We start from the raw sequence: 17,568 nt of genomic DNA, 5'->3' as shown, positions 1-17,568 counted from the left end.
AAACGTGACCCTTATACGGCCATCAGGTCTTTTTCTTTCTGCGCCAGATTCGCGTCGATTTCAGCCACGAACTTTTTGGTCAGGTCATCGATCTCGCCAGTGGCGCGGCGCTCTTCGTCTTCGCTGATTTCTTTTTCCTTGACCAGATCCTTGAGCTGGCTGTTCGCATCACGACGGATGTTGCGCACCGCAACACGGGCATCTTCTGCGACATCGCGAGCCTGCTTGGTGAAGCCCTTACGGGTTTCTTCGGTCAGGGCCGGCATGGAGATCAGCAGCAATTCACCCAGGTTGGTCGGGTTGAGGTTCAGACCCGCGCTACCGATGGCTTTGTCGACGGCACCCAGCATGTTGCGCTCAAAGGCAACGACTTGCAGGGTACGGGCGTCTTTGACGGTGATGTTCGCCACCTGTTTGATCGGGGTGTCAGAACCGTAATACGGCACCATCACGCCTTCCAGAATGCTTGGGTGCGCCTGGCCAGTACGAATACGGCCGAAGTTATGCATCAGCGATTCGACGGATTTCTGCATACGCTCTTTAGCGTCTTTCTTGATTTCATTGATCATTGTTGGCCTTCCTCGATCAGGGTTCCTTCAGCGCCGCCATGTACGATATTCAGCAGGGCGCCGGGCTTGTTCATGTTAAATACGCGCAACGGCATCTTGTGGTCGCGGCACAGGCAAATAGCAGTCAGATCCATCACGCCCAGCTTGCGATCCAGCACTTCATCGTAAGTCAGATGATCGAACTTCTCGGCATGCGGGTCTTTGAATGGGTCAGCGGTGTAGACGCCATCGACCTTGGTCGCCTTGAGCACGACATCGGCATCGATTTCGATTGCACGCAAGCACGCTGCCGAATCCGTGGTGAAGAACGGATTGCCGGTACCGGCCGCGAAAATCACGACTTCCTTGGCGTTCAGGTGGCGCATGGCTTTGCGGCGATCATAGTGATCGGTTACGCCAACCATGGAAATGGCCGACATCACGATGGCCGAGATATTGGCACGTTCCAGCGCATCGCGCATGGCCAAGGCGTTCATCACAGTGGCCAGCATGCCCATGTGGTCGCCGGTGACCCGATCCATGCCGGCCGCGCTCAGCGCTGCACCGCGGAACAGGTTGCCGCCGCCGATCACCAGACCGACCTGAACACCGATGCCGACCAGTTGGCCGACTTCCAGCGCCATGCGATCCAGAACTTTCGGATCGATCCCGAACTCTTCCGAGCCCATCAGGGCCTCGCCGCTAAGCTTGAGTAGAATGCGTTTATAGCGAGCCTGATAACCACTGCCCTGCTGAGCCATTGCGAATCTCTCCTGCGGCGTATTTTAAAAATTCTTTGCGAGCTGTTTACAGCTGGCGTTCACTCTAACTTGGCGCTGCTTCAGCGCCATCGGAACATGGCTTTGTAAGCCAGTTCCAAAGGGAAACCAATTAAAAATTGGTGCCCCATCTGAAAAGAGGCTGCGCGCGTGAGCGGGCAGCCTCTTCAGGGCGACAGTTAAAAACCGTCTTATTGCTTGGCGGCAGCCAGCTGGGCAGCAACTTCTTCAGCGAAGTTGTCGACCGGCTTCTCGATACCATCGCCTACTTTGAAGTAGGTGAAGGAAACGATTTCTGCACCGGCTTTCTTGGCCAGTTCGCCAACCTTGATTTCAGGGTTCTTGACGAACGCCTGCTCAACCAGGCTTGCTTCAGCCAGGAACTTGCTGATACGGCCTTTGACCATGTTTTCAACAATGTTTTCTGGCTTGCCAGCGATCTTGTCAGCGTTGAGGGTCAGGAACACGCCTTTCTCACGCTCTACCGCTTCAGCGGAAACTTCCGATGGCAGCAGGAATTCAGGGTTGGTCGCCGCTACGTGCATGGCGATGTCTTTGGCCAGCTCAACGCTGCCGCCTTTAAGGGCAACCACAACACCGATCTTGTTGCCGTGCAGGTAACCACCAACAACATCACCTTCAACGCGAGCCAGGCGACGGATGTTGACGTTTTCGCCAACCTTGCCGACCAGAACCAGGCGATCGGCTTCTTGAGCTGCGATCAGCGGAGCAACGTCAGTCAGTTTGTCAGCGAACGCTTTTTCAACGCTGGAAGCGACAAATGCCTTGAAGTCGTCCTGCAGAGCCAGGAAGTCGGTCTGCGAGTTCACTTCCAGCAGAACGGCGGATTTACCGTCTTCTTTAAGAGCGATAGCGCCTTCAGCGGCAACGTTGCCAGCTTTCTTGGCAGCCTTGATGGCGCCCGAAGCACGCATGTCATCAATGGCTTTTTCGATGTCGCCGCCAGCCTTGGTCAAGGCCTTTTTGCAGTCCATCATGCCTTCGCCAGTACGCTCGCGCAGTTCTTTGACCAACGCTGCAGTAATCTCTGCCATTTCAAAATTCCTCTTGGATAGGTTTTCAACCATTCCACCCGACCGAACGGGCGATCAATTCTTCCCGAATCACCCATGCTGGCTGCTGCAGGTTACAAAGGCTGTAACTGCGCTGCCGACAAACGGTTTTCGAGGTGGCAAAAAGGGGGCCAAGCCCCCTTTTTGCTTACTGAGTCAACGCCAAGGCGTCAATTACTCAGCTGCTGCTACCGGAGCTTCTTCAACGAACTGCTCGGTGCCGCCAGCAACGTGGTTGCGACCGCGGATTACAGCGTCAGCCATCGAACCCATGTACAGCTGGATAGCGCGGATTGCGTCATCGTTGCCTGGGATGATGTAGTCAACGCCTTCCGGGCTGCTGTTGGTATCGACTACGCCGATAACCGGGATGCCCAGCTTGTTGGCTTCGGTGATCGCGATGCGCTCGTGATCAACGTCGATAACGAACAGTGCGTCTGGCAGACCGCCCATGTCCTTGATACCACCCAGGGAACGATCGAGCTTCTCAAGATCGCGAGTGCGCATCAGCGCTTCTTTCTTGGTCAGCTTGGCGAAAGTACCGTCTTCGGCTTGCACTTCAAGGTCACGCAGACGCTTGATGGAAGCACGGATGGTTTTGAAGTTGGTCAGCATGCCGCCCAACCAGCGGTGATCGACGTACGGCGAACCGCAACGTGCTGCTTCTTCAGCAACGATCTTGCCAGCGGAACGCTTGGTGCCGACGAACAGAATCTTGTTTTTGCCCTGGGCCAGACGCTCTACGAAAGTCAGAGCTTCGTTGAACATTGGCAGGGTTTTTTCAAGGTTGATGATGTGGATCTTGTTACGCGCGCCGAAAATGTACTTACCCATTTTCGGGTTCCAGTAACGGGTCTGGTGACCGAAGTGCACACCGGCCTTCAGCATATCGCGCATGTTGACTTGGGACATGATAGTTCCTTAATAAGTCGGGTTTGGCCTCCACGTATCCCAATGACCAACCAGCAGCATCAGCTGAAGGCACCCAGGTCATCGTGTCGACACGTGTGTGGATTTAGGCTTTTCAGGGGATCCCCGGAAAGCGGCGCATTTTATATCACAAGGCTGAAAAAAACGGAACCCGGATTGTTAAATCCCGGGGCGCGCTTTGGTTCCAGCCCTTGGAATCCTCCAAGAATGCGCCATTCTATAAGGAGAAGCGATGCACAGAGGCTCAGATTTGCGCGGATCGTCTGTTAGAATCGCGTTTTTCAGGGCCGCGAAGATCGACCGCGCAACGCCCATTCCGTTTTAGAAGGCGCCATCGAGCGCAGAGAGAGCCTGTATGACCGTCACCCTCAAAACCCCAGAGGACATCGCAAAAATGCGCATCGCCGGCAAACTGGCCGCCGATGTGCTGGAAATGATTGCCGAACATGTCAAGCCGGGCATTACCACTGAAGAACTGGACCGCATCTGCCACGACTACATCGTCAACGAGCAGAAAGCCATCCCTGCCCCGCTCAACTACAAGGGCTTCCCGAAGTCGATCTGCACCTCGATCAACCACGTGGTCTGCCACGGCATTCCGAACGAGAAGCCATTGAAGGATGGCGACACGCTGAACATCGACGTCACCGTCATCAAGGACGGCTACCACGGCGACACCAGCCGCATGTTCCACGTCGGCACCGTGCCTGTCTGGGCCGAGCGCCTGTCGCAAGTGACTCAGGAATGCATGTACAAGGCGATCGAGATCGTCAAACCCGGCTGCCGTCTCGGCGACATCGGTGAAGTCATCCAGAAGCACGCTGAAAAGAACGGTTTTTCCGTGGTTCGCGAATTCTGCGGTCACGGCATCGGCAAGGTGTTCCATGAAGAGCCGCAGATCCTGCACTACGGCCGCGCCGGCACCGGCATGGAACTGAAAGCCGGCATGACGTTCACCATCGAGCCGATGATCAACCAGGGCAAGGCCGACACCAAGGTATTGGGCGACGGCTGGACCGCGATCACCAAGGACCGCAAGCTGTCGGCACAGTGGGAACACACCTTGCTGGTAACCGAAACCGGTTACGAGATCTTCACCCTGCGCGCCGACGACACCATCCCGCGCGTTTCGGCCTGATCCGGGCGCGCAGCTCCTCAGCCTTATAGACAGGAAAGCCAATCGATGCCGCAGGTGGATCCCGAACTCTTCGACCGTGGCCAGTTCCAGGCTGAACTGGCCCTGAAGGCAAGCCCGATCGCGGCCTTCAAGAAGGCAATTCGCCAGGCCCGCGAGGTGCTCGACGAGCGCTTTCGCAGCGGCCGCGACATTCGCCGGTTGATCGAGGATCGCGCCTGGTTCGTCGATAACATCCTGCAAAAGGCCTGGGAGCAATTCAACTGGAGCGAAGAAGCCGACATCGCGCTGGTCGCGGTCGGCGGCTACGGTCGCGGCGAGTTGCACCCTTATTCCGACATCGATTTGCTGATCCTGCTGGACAGCGCCGATCACGAAGTTTTCCGCGACTCCATCGAGCGTTTTCTGACGCTGCTGTGGGACATCGGCCTGGAAGTCGGCCAGAGCGTGCGTTCGGTGGACGAATGCGCCGTTGAGGCCCGCGCCGACTTGACGGTCGTCACCAACCTGATGGAAAGCCGCACCATCTGCGGCCCCGAGCGCTTGCGCCAGCGCATGCTGGACGTCACCAGCACCGCGCACATGTGGCCGAGCAAGGACTTCTTCCTGGCCAAACGCGCCGAGCAGAAAGCCCGTCACCACAAGTACAACGACACCGAATACAACCTGGAACCCAACGTCAAAGGCTCGCCCGGCGGCCTAAGGGATATTCAGACGATTCTGTGGGTGGCCCGTCGTGAATACGGCACCCTGAACCTGCGGGCCCTGGCCGGTGAAGGTTTCCTGGTCGAAAGCGAAAACGCCCTGCTGGCCTCCTCCCAGGAATTCCTGTGGAAAGTTCGTTACGCCCTGCACATGCTCGCCGGCCGTTCCGAAGACCGCTTGCTGTTTGATCACCAGCGCACCATTGCCGGGCTGCTGGGCTTCAAAGGCGATGACGCCAAGCAAGCCATCGAAAACTTCATGCAGCAGTATTACCGCGTGGTCATGAGCATTGCCCAGCTCAGCGACCTGATCATCCAGCACTTCGAGGAAGTCATCCTCGCGCCGGAAGACCAAGCGACGCCGCAGCCGATCAACTCGCGATTCCAGTTGCACGACGGCTACATCGAAGCGCGCAACGACAACGTGTTCCGCCGCACACCGTTCGCCATGCTCGAGATCTTCGTGCTGATGGCGCAGCAGCCTGAAATCAAGGGCGTGCGCGCCGACACCATTCGTCTGCTGCGCGAGCACCGTCACTTGATCGACGATGATTTCCGCAACGACATTCGCAACACCAGCCTGTTCATCGAACTGTTCAAGTGCAAAATCGGCATCCACCGCAACCTGCGACGGATGAACCGTTACGGCATCCTCGGGCGCTACTTGCCGGAGTTCGGCTTCATCGTCGGGCAGATGCAGCACGATCTGTTTCACATCTATACGGTCGATGCTCACACCCTGAACCTGATCAAACATCTGCGTAAGTTGCAGTACACCCAGGTGTCGGAAAAATTCCCGCTGGCCAGCAAGCTCATGGGTAAATTGCCCAAACCCGAGCTGATCTACCTGGCCGGCCTGTACCACGATATCGGCAAGGGCCGGCATGGCGATCACTCGGAAATCGGCGCCGTGGATGCCGAAGCCTTTTGCCAGCGCCATCAGTTGCCGGTGTGGGACAGCCGCCTGATCGTCTGGCTGGTGCAGAACCATTTGGTGATGTCGACCACCGCCCAGCGCAAGGACTTGTCCGACCCGCAGGTTATCCACGATTTCGCGCAGATCGTCGGCGACGAAACCCACCTCGATTATCTGTACGTGTTGACCGTCGCCGACATCAACGCCACCAACCCGACGCTGTGGAATTCCTGGCGCGCCAGCCTGTTGCGCCAGCTCTACACCGAGACCAAGCGTGCCTTGCGTCGCGGCCTGGAAAACCCGGTCGATCGCGAAGAGCAGATCCGCCAGACCCAGAGCGCAGCACTGGACATTCTGGTACGCGGCGGTACCGACCCGGACGACGTCGAGCAATTGTGGTCGCAATTGGGCGATGACTATTTCCTGCGCCACACCGCCGGTGACGTGGCCTGGCACAGCGACGCGATCCTTCAGCAACCGGCCGACGGCGGGCCGCTGGTGCTGATCAAGGAAACCACCCAGCGAGAGTTCGAAGGCGGCACGCAGATCTTTATCTATGCGCCGGATCAGCACGACTTTTTCGCTGTGACCGTGGCGGCAATGGACCAGCTCAACCTGAACATTCACGACGCCCGGGTCATCACCTCCAGCAGCCAGTTCACGCTCGACACCTACATCGTGCTCGACACCGACGGCGACTCGATCGGCGATAACCCGGCGCGGGTCAAACAGATTCGCGAAGGCCTGACCGAGGCCCTGCGCAACCCGGACGACTACCCGACCATCATTCAGCGGCGGGTACCGCGCCAGCTCAAGCATTTCGCGTTTGCGCCACAGGTAACGATCCACAACGACGCCCAGCGTCCGGTGACCGTGCTGGAACTCAGCGCGCCCGACCGCCCGGGCCTGCTGGCACGCATCGGCACGATCTTCCTGGAGTTCGACTTGTCGCTACAGAACGCCAAGATCGCCACCCTCGGCGAGCGCGTGGAAGACGTGTTCTTCATCACCGACGCGAACAACCAGCCGTTGTCCGACCCCTTGCTGTGCAGCCGCTTGCAGGATGCAATCGTCGAACAGCTGACTGTCAGTAACGAACCCGATATCAAACTGTCGCGCATCAGTATCTGATTGCGCGTCAGGATTCAGCCGCTTTGAACGAGACCCCGTACCGATGAACAACGCTCTGAACCAGTTGCAGCCCTACCCGTTCGAGAAGCTCCGCGCTCTGCTCGGCAGCGTCACGCCAAACCCGGAAAAGCGCGCCATTGCGCTGTCCATCGGCGAGCCGAAACACCGTTCGCCGAGCTTTGTCGCCGAAGCCCTGGCAAGCAATCTGGATAAGATGGCCGTGTACCCGACCACCCTCGGCATTCCGGCCCTGCGTGAAGCCATCGCGGCGTGGTGCGAACGTCGTTTCAGCGTTCCGAACGGCTGGCTCGACCCGGCGCGCAATGTGCTGCCGGTCAACGGCACTCGTGAAGCGCTGTTCGCCTTCACCCAGACCGTAGTCAACCGTGGCGACGATGCACTGGTAGTCAGCCCGAATCCGTTCTATCAGATCTATGAAGGCGCAGCGTTCCTCGCCGGGGCCAAGCCGCATTACCTGCCATGCCTGGACGAAAACGGCTTCAACCCGGACTTCGACGCCGTTTCCCCAGACATCTGGAAACGCTGCCAGATCCTGTTCCTGTGCTCGCCGGGCAACCCGACCGGCGCACTGATCCCGGTCGAAACCCTGAAGAAGCTGATCGCCCTGGCCGACGAATACGACTTCGTGATCGCCGCCGACGAGTGCTACAGCGAACTGTACTTCGACGAACAAACCCCGCCGGCCGGCCTGCTCAGCGCCTGTGTGGAACTGGGCCGCAAGGACTTCAAGCGCTGCGTGGTGTTCCACAGTCTGTCCAAGCGTTCCAACCTGCCTGGCCTGCGTTCAGGCTTCGTGGCCGGTGATGCGGACATCCTCAAGGGCTTCCTGCTGTATCGCACCTACCACGGCTGCGCGATGCCGGTTCAGACCCAACTAGCCAGTGTTGCCGCGTGGAATGACGAAGTGCATGTACGTGCCAACCGTGCGCTGTATCGCGAGAAATACGATGCGGTGCTGGAGATCCTTGGTCCGGTGATGGACGTGCAGCGTCCAGATGGCGGTTTCTACCTGTGGCCAAACGTTGAAGGCGACGATGAGGCGTTCTGCCGTGATCTGTTTGTGGAAGAACACGTGACCGTGGTGCCGGGTTCTTATCTGTCTCGTGAAGTTGATGGCTCCAATCCGGGCGCCGGACGCGTGCGCATGGCACTGGTCGCGCCGCTGGCCGAATGTGTAGAAGCGGCCAAGAGAATTCGCGAATTTATTATCCGCAACAAATAAGCACTCCTGCCCGCACTGTGCAACGCAGTGCGGGCACTCTTATATAGCCAGTTACATTTCGTCCACAATTAAAGCTCACCACACTGCAGAGTTCCCCTTACTCTCATGCAGCACATTAGTGTGCGCATTCACATAACCTTACTTCATGGAAGAAGTAGCCAATGAACAGCATTGAAGACTGCACCCTTATCCAATGGCCCGACGATCAACAATCCTACGAAGCCGCCATCAACGAGAACCCTGAGAATGCCAGTAAGGGCGGCGGCACTCGTCGCAAACGCTCTCTGATCAATTATTCAAAACTGTGGGCAAACGGGCGCACACTCAAGATCGCGTTTATCGACGGCCCCGATAATGCACGCAAACAGAAGATCATCAATGCAGCCAAACAATGGTTGCCCCATATCAATCTGACCTTCGATTTCGTCGAGGGGCTTGAAGGTGATATCCGAATCGCAACCAAAAACAATGACAACAGCTCAATGCTGGGCACTGACGCGCTATTGATTCATCCAGACTGGCCAACCATGAACCTGGGGGTCAAGCCCGAACATGAAGACTTCGATGTGATCGTGACTCATGAGTTTGGGCATGCCTTAGGCGCCATGCATGAACACCAACACCCTGAGGCCAATATCCCCTGGGATAAACCAAAAGTGTATGCGTTCTACCAGAACCGAGAAATGAATCCACTGACCAAAGAACAAGTCGACAGGAACCTGTTTCAGCCCTTCGATACAATCGAAGCGATTTATACGCCGTACGACAGAAAGTCGATCATGCACCATCCAGTGGCGAATACCCTGACATTGGGTGACTGGGAAATTCCAATCAACCGCAAGATCAGCAAAAAAGACAAGCGCTTGATGAAACTGCTCTATCCCAAGCGCTAAAACTTTATTCTTTGCAATGATCAATAACAGGGGCATCGTCTTTAAGTTAACGGACGAGCACTGCCGCCATCCAAACGACTATAAGTACACTATAAGCACATCCATCATGAACATGAGTACTCCCTGTAAAACGATCCGCCCAATTGATGAACTCGCCTCTTACGACGCCGCTATCCTGGAAAACCCCGACAACGCACAACGCTCTTCCACGGGCCGACGTTCCAAGCGTGCCATTGGTACCTGGAGTAAATTCTGGGCTAATGGCCGGACGTTAAGAATCGCGTTCGTGGATACTCCAACTCAACCGAAAAGGCTTGCCATCGAAGCGATGATCAAGCAATGGCAACCCTCTGTGAACTTGCAGTTCGAATTTATTGACCAAGGCGAAAGCGAGATCAGGATTTCAACATCCAGCGCGGCAAACAACTCCGCAGTAGGCACTGATGCGTTGTTGTACGAACAACATGTACCGACGCTGAATTTGAATATTGAATTCGACCATCCAGAATTCGAAATAACCGTACTGCATGAGTTCGGTCACGCGTTGGGTCTGCAGCACGAGCAGCAGCATCCAAAAGCGAACATTCCCTGGGACAAACCAAAGGTTTACGAGTTTTATAGAACCCACTATGGGTGGACCGAGGCAGACACAGATTTTAACGTCCTGATGCCCCTTGGAGGCAGCGACCATCTATGGGGTCGCTATGACAAGGATTCGATCATGCACTACGCAGTCCCGAACGAACTGACAACAGGGGATTGGGAAGTGGGTATCAACACCAAAATCAGCATGCTGGACAGGCGAGTCATGCGTAAAGCCTACCCAAAATTTCGACCGGACGAAGCTGACTGAGTCCAGCGAACGCACAGGCTAGCTCATCCGGCACTTCTCGCAATACGTCATCACCCCTCTGGTGATGACGGCTGAGGAGGCTATACAACTCCAGGCGCTGCGCCCGCAACGCCCCACATAAAGCGCGGTTGCCAAGACAATCGACAGCATTGAAGTGCCATATTAGTCGTTTAGACTGCGGGCAAGCCGTTTCACCCATGTCGCATACAATGGCTGATCGCCACGACCCACGGACAAACCCGAGCACGACCGACGCGAAACCGTCCGGTCATGGCATAATCCGTCACCTTTTATTTTCAGCACCTGCTAAAGGGGGCAATTCCTTGACCGTTTCAAGCAAAACGTTGCACCTTTTCGGCATCAAAGCCTGCGACACCATGAAAAAGGCGCGCACCTGGCTCGATGAACACGCTGTCAGCTATGACTTTCATGATTACAAGACGGTCGGCATCGACCGTGAACACCTGAACCAATGGTGCGACGAGCACGGCTGGCAAGTGGTGTTGAACCGTGCTGGCACGACCTTTCGCAAGCTCGACGACGAACGCAAAGCCGATCTCGACCAGCCGAAAGCCATCGAACTGATGCTCGCACAACCCTCGATGATCAAGCGCCCGGTGCTTGATCTCGGTGACCGAACCCTGATTGGCTTCAAGCCAGATATCTACGCGGCAGCGCTCAAGTAAGGCAGCCCGTTCCATTTTGTTAGAGGTATCAACATGTCCACTACCCCGTTCAGCCTGGCCTTTGGTGTCGGCACTCAAAACCGTCAAGGTGCATGGCTGGAAGTGTTTTACGCACAGCCACTGCTCAACCCTTCGGCCGAACTGGTCGCTGCAATCGCGCCAATTCTGGGCTACACCGAAGGCAACCAGGCCATCGCGTTCACTACCGCTCAGGCCTCCCAACTGGCTGAAACCCTGAAAAGCGTCGACGCTGCCCAGGCTGCCTTGCTGACCCGTCTGGCCGAGAGTCACAAGCCGCTGGTCGCGACCATTCTGGCCGAAGACGCTCAGTTGACCTCCACCCCTGAGGCCTACCTCAAGCTGCACCTTCTGTCCCATCGTCTGGTCAAGCCGCACGGCCTGAACCTGGCGGGTGTGTTCCCGTTGCTGCCAAACGTGGCATGGACCAGCCAGGGCGCGATCGACCTCGCCGAACTGGCCGAGCATCAACTGGAAGCCCGTCTGCGTGGCGAGCTGCTGGAAGTGTTCTCGGTGGACAAATTCCCGAAAATGACCGACTACGTGGTTCCGGCCGGCGTGCGCATCGCTGACGCGGCACGTATTCGTCTGGGCGCTTACGTCGGCGAAGGCACCACCGTGATGCACGAAGGTTTCGTCAACTTCAACGCCGGCACCGAAGGCCCTGGCATGATCGAAGGCCGCGTTTCCGCTGGCGTATTCGTCGGCAAGGGTTCGGACCTGGGCGGCGGTTGCTCGACCATGGGCACCCTGTCGGGCGGCGGCAACATCGTGATCAAGGTCGGCGAAGGCTGCCTGATCGGCGCGAACGCCGGTATCGGCATTCCGTTGGGCGATCGCAACACCGTTGAGTCGGGCCTGTACGTAACCGCGGGTACCAAAGTGGCGCTGCTGGACGAAAACAACAAACTGGTCAAAGTCGTGAAGGCGCGTGAACTGGCCGGTCAACCTGACCTGCTGTTCCGCCGCAATTCGGAGACCGGTGCCGTGGAATGCAAAACCCACAAATCGGCGATCGAACTGAACGAAGCGCTGCACGCTCACAACTAAGCAGTGCATGATCACCTGTAGGAGCGAGCCTGCTCGCGAAGCTTTTGGCGACCTCGCGGACGCCTTCGCGAGCAGGCTCGCTCCTACAAGGTCCGGCGTAAACCCACCAGGGCCCGACAGCATGATGATTCCTTCTCCCTGGCGCGCCGATTTTCCGGCCATCGCCGCATTGCAACGGCAAGACCAGACCTATCTGGACAACGCCGCCACCACGCAAAAACCTCAAGCCCTGCTGGATGCCCTGGCGCATTACTACGCCAACGGCGCGGCCAACGTGCATCGGGCGCAACACCTGCCCGGCGCCCACGCCACCCAGGCGTTCGAGTCCAGCCGCAGCAAAGTCGCCCACTGGCTCAATGCCGGCGAGTGCGGGCAGATCATCTTTACCCATGGCGCAACGTCTGCGTTGAACCTCCTGGCTTACGGCCTGGAACATCTTTTCAATCCGGGCGATGAAATTGTCATCAGCGCCCTGGAGCATCACGCCAATCTGTTGCCGTGGCAGCAACTGGCCCACCGCCGCGACCTGAAGCTGGTGATCCTGCCACTGGACGCCGACGGTTTGATTGACCTTGATGCTGCCGCGCAGATGATCGGTCCGCGAACCCGTTTGCTGGCAGTCAGCCAGTTGTCCAACGTACTCGGCGCCTGGCAGCCATTACCCGCCCTCTTGACGATGGCCAAGGTGCATAACGCGCTGACCGTAATCGATGGCGCCCAAGGGGTGGTCCACGGTCGGCACGACGTGCAGGCGCTGGGTTGCGACTTTTATGTGTTTTCCAGCCACAAGCTTTACGGCCCCGAGGGTCTGGGCGTGCTGTTCGGTCGCAACGAAGCGCTTGAGCAACTGCGCCATTGGCAATTCGGCGGCGAAATGGTGCTGGATGCGGATTACCACAGCGCACGGTTCCGCCCGGCGCCGCTGGGTTTCGAGGCGGGTACGCCGCCGATTGCCGGTGTGATTGGTTTGGGCGCGACGCTGGATTATCTGGCCGGGCTTGATCAGGACGCGGTTTGCGCCCATGAAGCGGCGCTGCATGACTATTTGCTCAAAGGACTTGAAGCGCGCAACGGCATTCGGTTGCTGGGCAAGCCGCAACTGGCGCTGGCCAGTTTTGTCGTCGAGGGTGTGCATAACTCTGATTTGGCGCATTTGCTCACTGAACAGGGGATCGCGGTGCGCGCCGGCCATCACTGCGCCATGCCGTTGCTCAAGCGTTTTGAGCTGGCTGGGGCGATCCGGGTGTCAATGGCGCTGTACAACGATTCCGAAGACCTGGAGCGGTTCTTTGAAGCGCTGGATCAGGCGCTGGAGTTGTTGCGATGAGCTTGCCTGCCGATGCGGCTACGGCGCTGGAGACTTTTCAGAATGCTGCCGGCTGGGAACAACGCGCGCGGCTGTTGATGCAATGGGGCGACCGTCTGCCCGCGTTGAGTGATGTGGATAAGAGTGACGCCAACCGCGTGCATGGCTGTGAAAGCCAGGTGTGGTTGGTCGGCACGTTGCAGGACGGGCACTGGCAATTCAGTGCCAGCAGCGATGCACGATTGATTCGCGGGTTGGTGGCGTTGCTGCTGGCGCGGGTTAACGGGTTGTCGGCGGTTGAGTTGCAGCAAGTGGATTTGCCGGATTGGTTTAATCAGTTGGGCCTGGGTCGCCAGTTGTCCCAGTCCCGTAGCAATGGCTTGAATGCGGTGTTACAGCGGATGCGTGAGTTGGCCAACTAAACCTACACCTGTAGGAGCGAGGCTTGCCCGCGAAAGCGGTGTGTCGGATAAAACGCCTTCGCGGGCAAGCCTCGCTCCTACAGGGAGGGTGTTTCAAGCCTCAGGCTTGATGCGATCCGCGGGGCGCCGCACCCCGGCAACAATCTTATCCACAGCCTTGGTCGCCGCGACCATGCCAAACGTCGCCGTCACCATCATCACCGCACCAAACCCTCCGGCGCAGTCGAGCTTCACACCATCGCCGACAAAACTCTTCTGCAAGCAAATGCTGCCATCCGGTTTCGGGTAGCGCAGTTGTTCGGTGGAAAACACGCACGGCACGCTGTAATGGCGGGTCACGGTGCGTGAGAAGTTGTAATCGCGGCGCAAGGTCGAGCGCACTTTCGAGGCCAACGGATCATTGAAGGTCCGGTTCAAGTCGCAGACCTGGATCAGCGTCGGATCAATTTGCCCGCCTGCACCGCCGGTGGTGATGATCTGAATCTTGCGACGCTTGCACCAGGCAATCAGCGCCGCCTTGGCATTCACGCTGTCGATGCAATCAACGACGCAGTCGATATTCGGCGTGATGTATTCGGCCATGGTCTCGCGGGTGACGAAATCCGCCACGGCGTGCACGGTGCAGTCCGGGTTGATCCCGCGCAGGCGCTCGGCCATCACCTCGACCTTGGGTTTGCCGACGGTGCTGTCCAGCGCGTGCAACTGACGGTTGGCGTTGCTGACGCAGACGTCGTCGAGGTCAAACAGCGAAATCTCGCCAACGCCGCAACGGGCGACAGCTTCCGCCGCCCAGGAACCGACGCCACCCACGCCGACGATCGCCACGTGGGCCGCGCGCAAGCGCTCAAGCCCTTCGATGCCATACAAACGGGCGATGCCTGCAAACCGCGGATCTTCTGTACTCATGACCATTACCCCAAAAACCGGCGCGCATTATAGGGCCGTCAGCGGCCAAGAGCATCTTTGGGCTATGAACGGGCGTCTTGATCTCATTATTCAGCCTACACAGAACCAAGATTTAACCTACAAGGTCCAACGAAAGAACTTAAGCCGAGTTGGATTGCCCAACGTCCGGCATTTCCCTGTCCGCTGTACGGTCAGTGAACGCCCGGTGTAGGATGCGCGCCCCTTGGCGGTAGCCACCCGTTCCTTCGTTCCACAGCCTTTGGAACCCGAAATAGCTATGTCATCGCGTAAATTTGGACTCAACCTGGTCGTGGTGCTCGCCATCGCAGCCTTGTTTACCGGCTTCTGGGCGCTGATTAATCGCCCGGTCACCGCCCCCAACTGGCCTGAACAGATCTCCGGCTTTTCGTACTCGCCGTTCCAGCAAGGGCAGTACCCACAAAAAGAGCAATACCCGACCGACGATGAAATGCGTCGCGATCTGGAGATCATGAGCAAGCTGACGGACAACATCCGTACTTACTCGGTCGATGGCAGCCTGGGTGATATTCCCAAGCTCGCCGAAGAATTCGGTTTGCGCGTGACGCTGGGTATCTGGATCAGCCCGGACCAGGAGCGCAACGAGCGTGAAATCCTGCGCGCGATTGACCTGGCCAATACCTCCCGCAGCGTGGTTCGCGTGGTGGTCGGTAACGAGGCGATCTTCCGTAAGGAAATTACTGCCGCCGAACTGAGCGTGATCCTTGATCGCGTCCGCGCAGCCGTGAAAGTGCCGGTGACGACCTCCGAGCAATGGCACGTTTGGGAAGAAAACCCGAGCCTGGCCAAGCACGTCGACCTGATCGCCGCCCACGTCCTGCCGTACTGGGAACATGTTCCGATGGAGCAGTCCGGGCAGTTCGTACTCGACCGCGCCCGTGACCTGAAAAAGATGTTCCCGAAAAAACCGCTGCTGCTGTCGGAAGTCGGCTGGCCGAGCAACGGCCGTATGCGCGGTGGCGCCGACGCGTCGCCGGCAGACCAGGCGATTTATCTGCGGACCTTGGTCAACAAGCTCAATCGCCAAGGCTTCAACTACTTCGTGATCGAAGCTTTTGACCAACCGTGGAAAGCCAGCGACGAAGGTTCCGTGGGCGCTTACTGGGGCGTGTTCAACGCCGCGCGTCAGCAGAAATTCAACTTTGAAGGCCCCGTCGTCGCGATCCCGCAATGGCGCGTGCTGGCCATCGGTTCGGTGGTATTGGCTCTGCTGTCCCTGACCCTGCTGATGATCGACGGCTCGGCCTTGCGTCAGCGCGGTCGCACCTTCCTGACCTTCATCGCGTTCCTCTGTGGTTCGGTGCTGGTGTGGATCGGTTACGACTACAGCCAGCAATACAGCACCTGGTTCAGCCTGACGGTGGGCTTCTTGCTCGCGCTCGGCGCACTCGGGGTGTTTATCGTGTTGCTGACCGAGGCGCATGAACTGGCCGAAGCGGTCTGGACCCACAAACGTCGGCGTGAATTCCTGCCGGTGGTGGGCGATTCGGACTACCGACCGAAAGTCTCGATTCACGTACCTTGCTACAACGAGCCGCCGGAGATGGTCAAACAGACCCTCAACGCCCTGGCCAACCTCGACTATCCGGATTTCGAAGTCCTGATCATCGACAACAACACCAAGGACCCGGCGGTCTGGGAACCGGTACGCGATTATTGCGAAACCCTCGGCCCGCGCTTCAAGTTCTTCCACGTCGCGCCATTGGCAGGCTTCAAAGGTGGTGCGCTGAATTACCTGATTCCGCACACCGCCAAGGATGCCGAAGTGATTGCGGTGATCGACTCGGACTACTGCGTCGACCCGAACTGGCTCAAACACATGGTGCCGCACTTCGCCGATCCGAAAATCGCCGTGGTGCAGTCGCCGCAGGATTATCGCGACCAGAACGAAAGCACCTTCAAGAAGCTCTGCTACGCGGAATACAAAGGTTTCTTCCACATCGGCATGGTTACCCGTAACGACCGTGACGCGATCATCCAGCACGGCACCATGACCATGACCCGGCGCTCGGTGCTCGAGGAACTGGGCTGGGCTGACTGGTGCATCTGTGAAGACGCCGAGTTGGGTCTGCGCGTGTTCGAGAAAGGCCTGTCAGCGGCGTATTACCACACCAGCTACGGCAAAGGCCTGATGCCCGATACCTTTATCGACTTCAAGAAACAGCGTTTCCGCTGGGCTTACGGTGCGATTCAGATCATCAAGCGTCACACCGCCAGTTTGCTGCGCGGCAAGGACACCGAGCTGACTCGTGGCCAGCGTTACCACTTCCTCGCGGGCTGGTTGCCGTGGGTGGCGGACGGCATGAACATCTTCTTCACCGTGGGCGCCCTGTTGTGGTCGTCGGCGATGATCATCGTGCCGCAGCGGGTCGATCCACCGTTGCTGATTTTCGCGATCCCGCCATTGGCACTGTTCGTGTTCAAGGTTGGCAAGATCATCTTCCTCTACCGCCGTGCGGTCGGGGTCAACCTGAAGGATGCGTTCTGCGCGGCACTGGCCGGGTTGGCGTTGTCGCACACCATCGCCAAAGCGGTGTTGTACGGCTTCTTCACCAGCAGCATTCCGTTCTTCCGCACCCCGAAAAACGCCGATAACCACGGCTTCTGGGTGGCGATTTCGGAAGCTCGCGAAGAAATGTTCATCATGTTGCTGTTGTGGAGCGCGGCGCTGGGGATTTTCCTGGTGAACGGCATGCCGAGCAACGACATGCGCTTCTGGGTGACGATGTTGCTCGTGCAATCATTGCCGTACCTGGCGGCGCTGATCATGGCGTTCTTGTCGTCGCTGCCGAAACCGGCGGTCGAGGGCGAGACGGCACCGGCGGTCTAAATCGTTCCAGATGCACTAAACGGCGGCCAATGGCCGCCGTTTTGCTTTAAGATAACCGCCATTTTGCGCGCCTTGCCCCCCATATCCCGTAGGAGCGAGGCTTGCC

General features: G+C 58.0%; 15 protein-coding genes. 10 read left to right on the top strand and 5 right to left on the bottom strand.

The window, feature by feature from the left end; translation table 11 throughout:
* Nucleotides 1–11 precede the first annotated feature (11 nt).
* The 4 genes from frr to rpsB form a co-directional block, all read right to left on the bottom strand.
* Nucleotides 12–569, bottom strand: a complete 558-nt coding sequence (gene frr, locus QF010_RS32360) for a ribosome recycling factor (RefSeq protein WP_033056300.1) — start codon at nucleotides 567–569, stop codon at nucleotides 12–14.
* Nucleotides 566–1,309 (bottom strand): UMP kinase, encoded by a 744-nt coding sequence (gene pyrH, locus QF010_RS32355; protein WP_003172271.1) that lies wholly within the window; start codon nucleotides 1,307–1,309, stop codon nucleotides 566–568. Before pyrH ends, frr begins: the two co-directional genes overlap by 4 nt.
* Nucleotides 1,310–1,518: 209 nt before the next feature.
* A complete protein-coding gene (gene tsf, locus QF010_RS32350) occupies nucleotides 1,519–2,382 on the bottom strand; it encodes a translation elongation factor Ts (protein WP_033056302.1) in 864 nt (287 codons plus the stop codon).
* A gap of 192 nt (nucleotides 2,383–2,574) precedes the next feature.
* Nucleotides 2,575–3,312, bottom strand: a complete 738-nt coding sequence (gene rpsB / locus QF010_RS32345; RefSeq protein WP_003219330.1) for a 30S ribosomal protein S2 — start codon at nucleotides 3,310–3,312, stop codon at nucleotides 2,575–2,577.
* 373 nt (nucleotides 3,313–3,685) lie between these two features.
* Between rpsB and map the strand changes: the two genes are divergently transcribed.
* The 9 genes from map to QF010_RS32300 all read left to right on the top strand — a co-directional run bounded on the left by map (nucleotide 3,686) and on the right by QF010_RS32300 (nucleotide 13,687).
* Nucleotides 3,686–4,468: a type I methionyl aminopeptidase gene (gene map, locus QF010_RS32340; protein WP_008146676.1), complete on the top strand. Its 783-nt coding sequence runs from the start codon at nucleotides 3,686–3,688 to the stop codon at nucleotides 4,466–4,468.
* Between the two features lie 45 nt (nucleotides 4,469–4,513).
* Complete coding sequence (locus QF010_RS32335) at nucleotides 4,514–7,216, top strand: [protein-PII] uridylyltransferase (RefSeq protein WP_429534706.1); 2,703 nt, start codon at nucleotides 4,514–4,516, stop codon at nucleotides 7,214–7,216.
* A gap of 43 nt (nucleotides 7,217–7,259) precedes the next feature.
* A complete protein-coding gene (dapC, locus tag QF010_RS32330; RefSeq protein ID WP_429534705.1) occupies nucleotides 7,260–8,459 on the top strand; it encodes a succinyldiaminopimelate transaminase in 1,200 nt (399 codons plus the stop codon).
* 161 nt (nucleotides 8,460–8,620) lie between these two features.
* Complete coding sequence (locus QF010_RS32325) at nucleotides 8,621–9,352, top strand: M12 family metallopeptidase (RefSeq protein ID WP_429534704.1); 732 nt, start codon at nucleotides 8,621–8,623, stop codon at nucleotides 9,350–9,352.
* A 106-nt stretch (nucleotides 9,353–9,458) separates the two neighbouring features.
* Nucleotides 9,459–10,205 (top strand): M12 family metallopeptidase, encoded by a 747-nt coding sequence (locus QF010_RS32320; RefSeq protein ID WP_033056448.1) that lies wholly within the window; start codon nucleotides 9,459–9,461, stop codon nucleotides 10,203–10,205.
* Between the two features lie 377 nt (nucleotides 10,206–10,582).
* Complete coding sequence (locus tag QF010_RS32315) at nucleotides 10,583–10,891, top strand: arsenate reductase (RefSeq protein ID WP_231670529.1); 309 nt, start codon at nucleotides 10,583–10,585, stop codon at nucleotides 10,889–10,891.
* A 33-nt stretch (nucleotides 10,892–10,924) separates the two neighbouring features.
* Entirely contained in the window at nucleotides 10,925–11,959 is a 1,035-nt protein-coding gene (gene dapD, locus QF010_RS32310) for a 2,3,4,5-tetrahydropyridine-2,6-dicarboxylate N-succinyltransferase (RefSeq protein ID WP_429534703.1), read from the top strand.
* A 121-nt stretch (nucleotides 11,960–12,080) separates the two neighbouring features.
* Entirely contained in the window at nucleotides 12,081–13,286 is a 1,206-nt protein-coding gene (locus QF010_RS32305; protein ID WP_429534702.1) for an aminotransferase class V-fold PLP-dependent enzyme, read from the top strand.
* Complete coding sequence (locus tag QF010_RS32300; RefSeq protein ID WP_429534701.1) at nucleotides 13,283–13,687, top strand: SufE family protein; 405 nt, start codon at nucleotides 13,283–13,285, stop codon at nucleotides 13,685–13,687. The genes QF010_RS32305 and QF010_RS32300 overlap by 4 nt, the downstream gene beginning before the upstream one ends.
* A 93-nt stretch (nucleotides 13,688–13,780) precedes the next feature.
* Here QF010_RS32300 and tcdA read toward each other — a convergent pair whose 3' ends face one another.
* Entirely contained in the window at nucleotides 13,781–14,593 is an 813-nt protein-coding gene (tcdA, locus tag QF010_RS32295) for a tRNA cyclic N6-threonylcarbamoyladenosine(37) synthase TcdA (RefSeq protein ID WP_197281731.1), read from the bottom strand.
* Between the two features lie 277 nt (nucleotides 14,594–14,870).
* On the opposite strand from tcdA, the gene QF010_RS32290 reads away from it, so the two are divergent.
* The gene (locus tag QF010_RS32290; protein ID WP_429534700.1) at nucleotides 14,871–17,462 is read left to right on the top strand and encodes a glycosyltransferase; all 2,592 of its coding nucleotides are present in this window, start codon (nucleotides 14,871–14,873) and stop codon (nucleotides 17,460–17,462) included.
* Nucleotides 17,463–17,568 lie beyond the last annotated feature (106 nt).

The organism is Pseudomonas silensiensis, assembly GCF_050434865.1.
GTDB classification, from domain to species: domain Bacteria; phylum Pseudomonadota; class Gammaproteobacteria; order Pseudomonadales; family Pseudomonadaceae; genus Aquipseudomonas; species Aquipseudomonas fluorescens_W.
The sequence above is the reverse complement of the archived record's forward strand: the minus strand, read 5'-3'. Positions and strand labels throughout refer to the sequence as shown.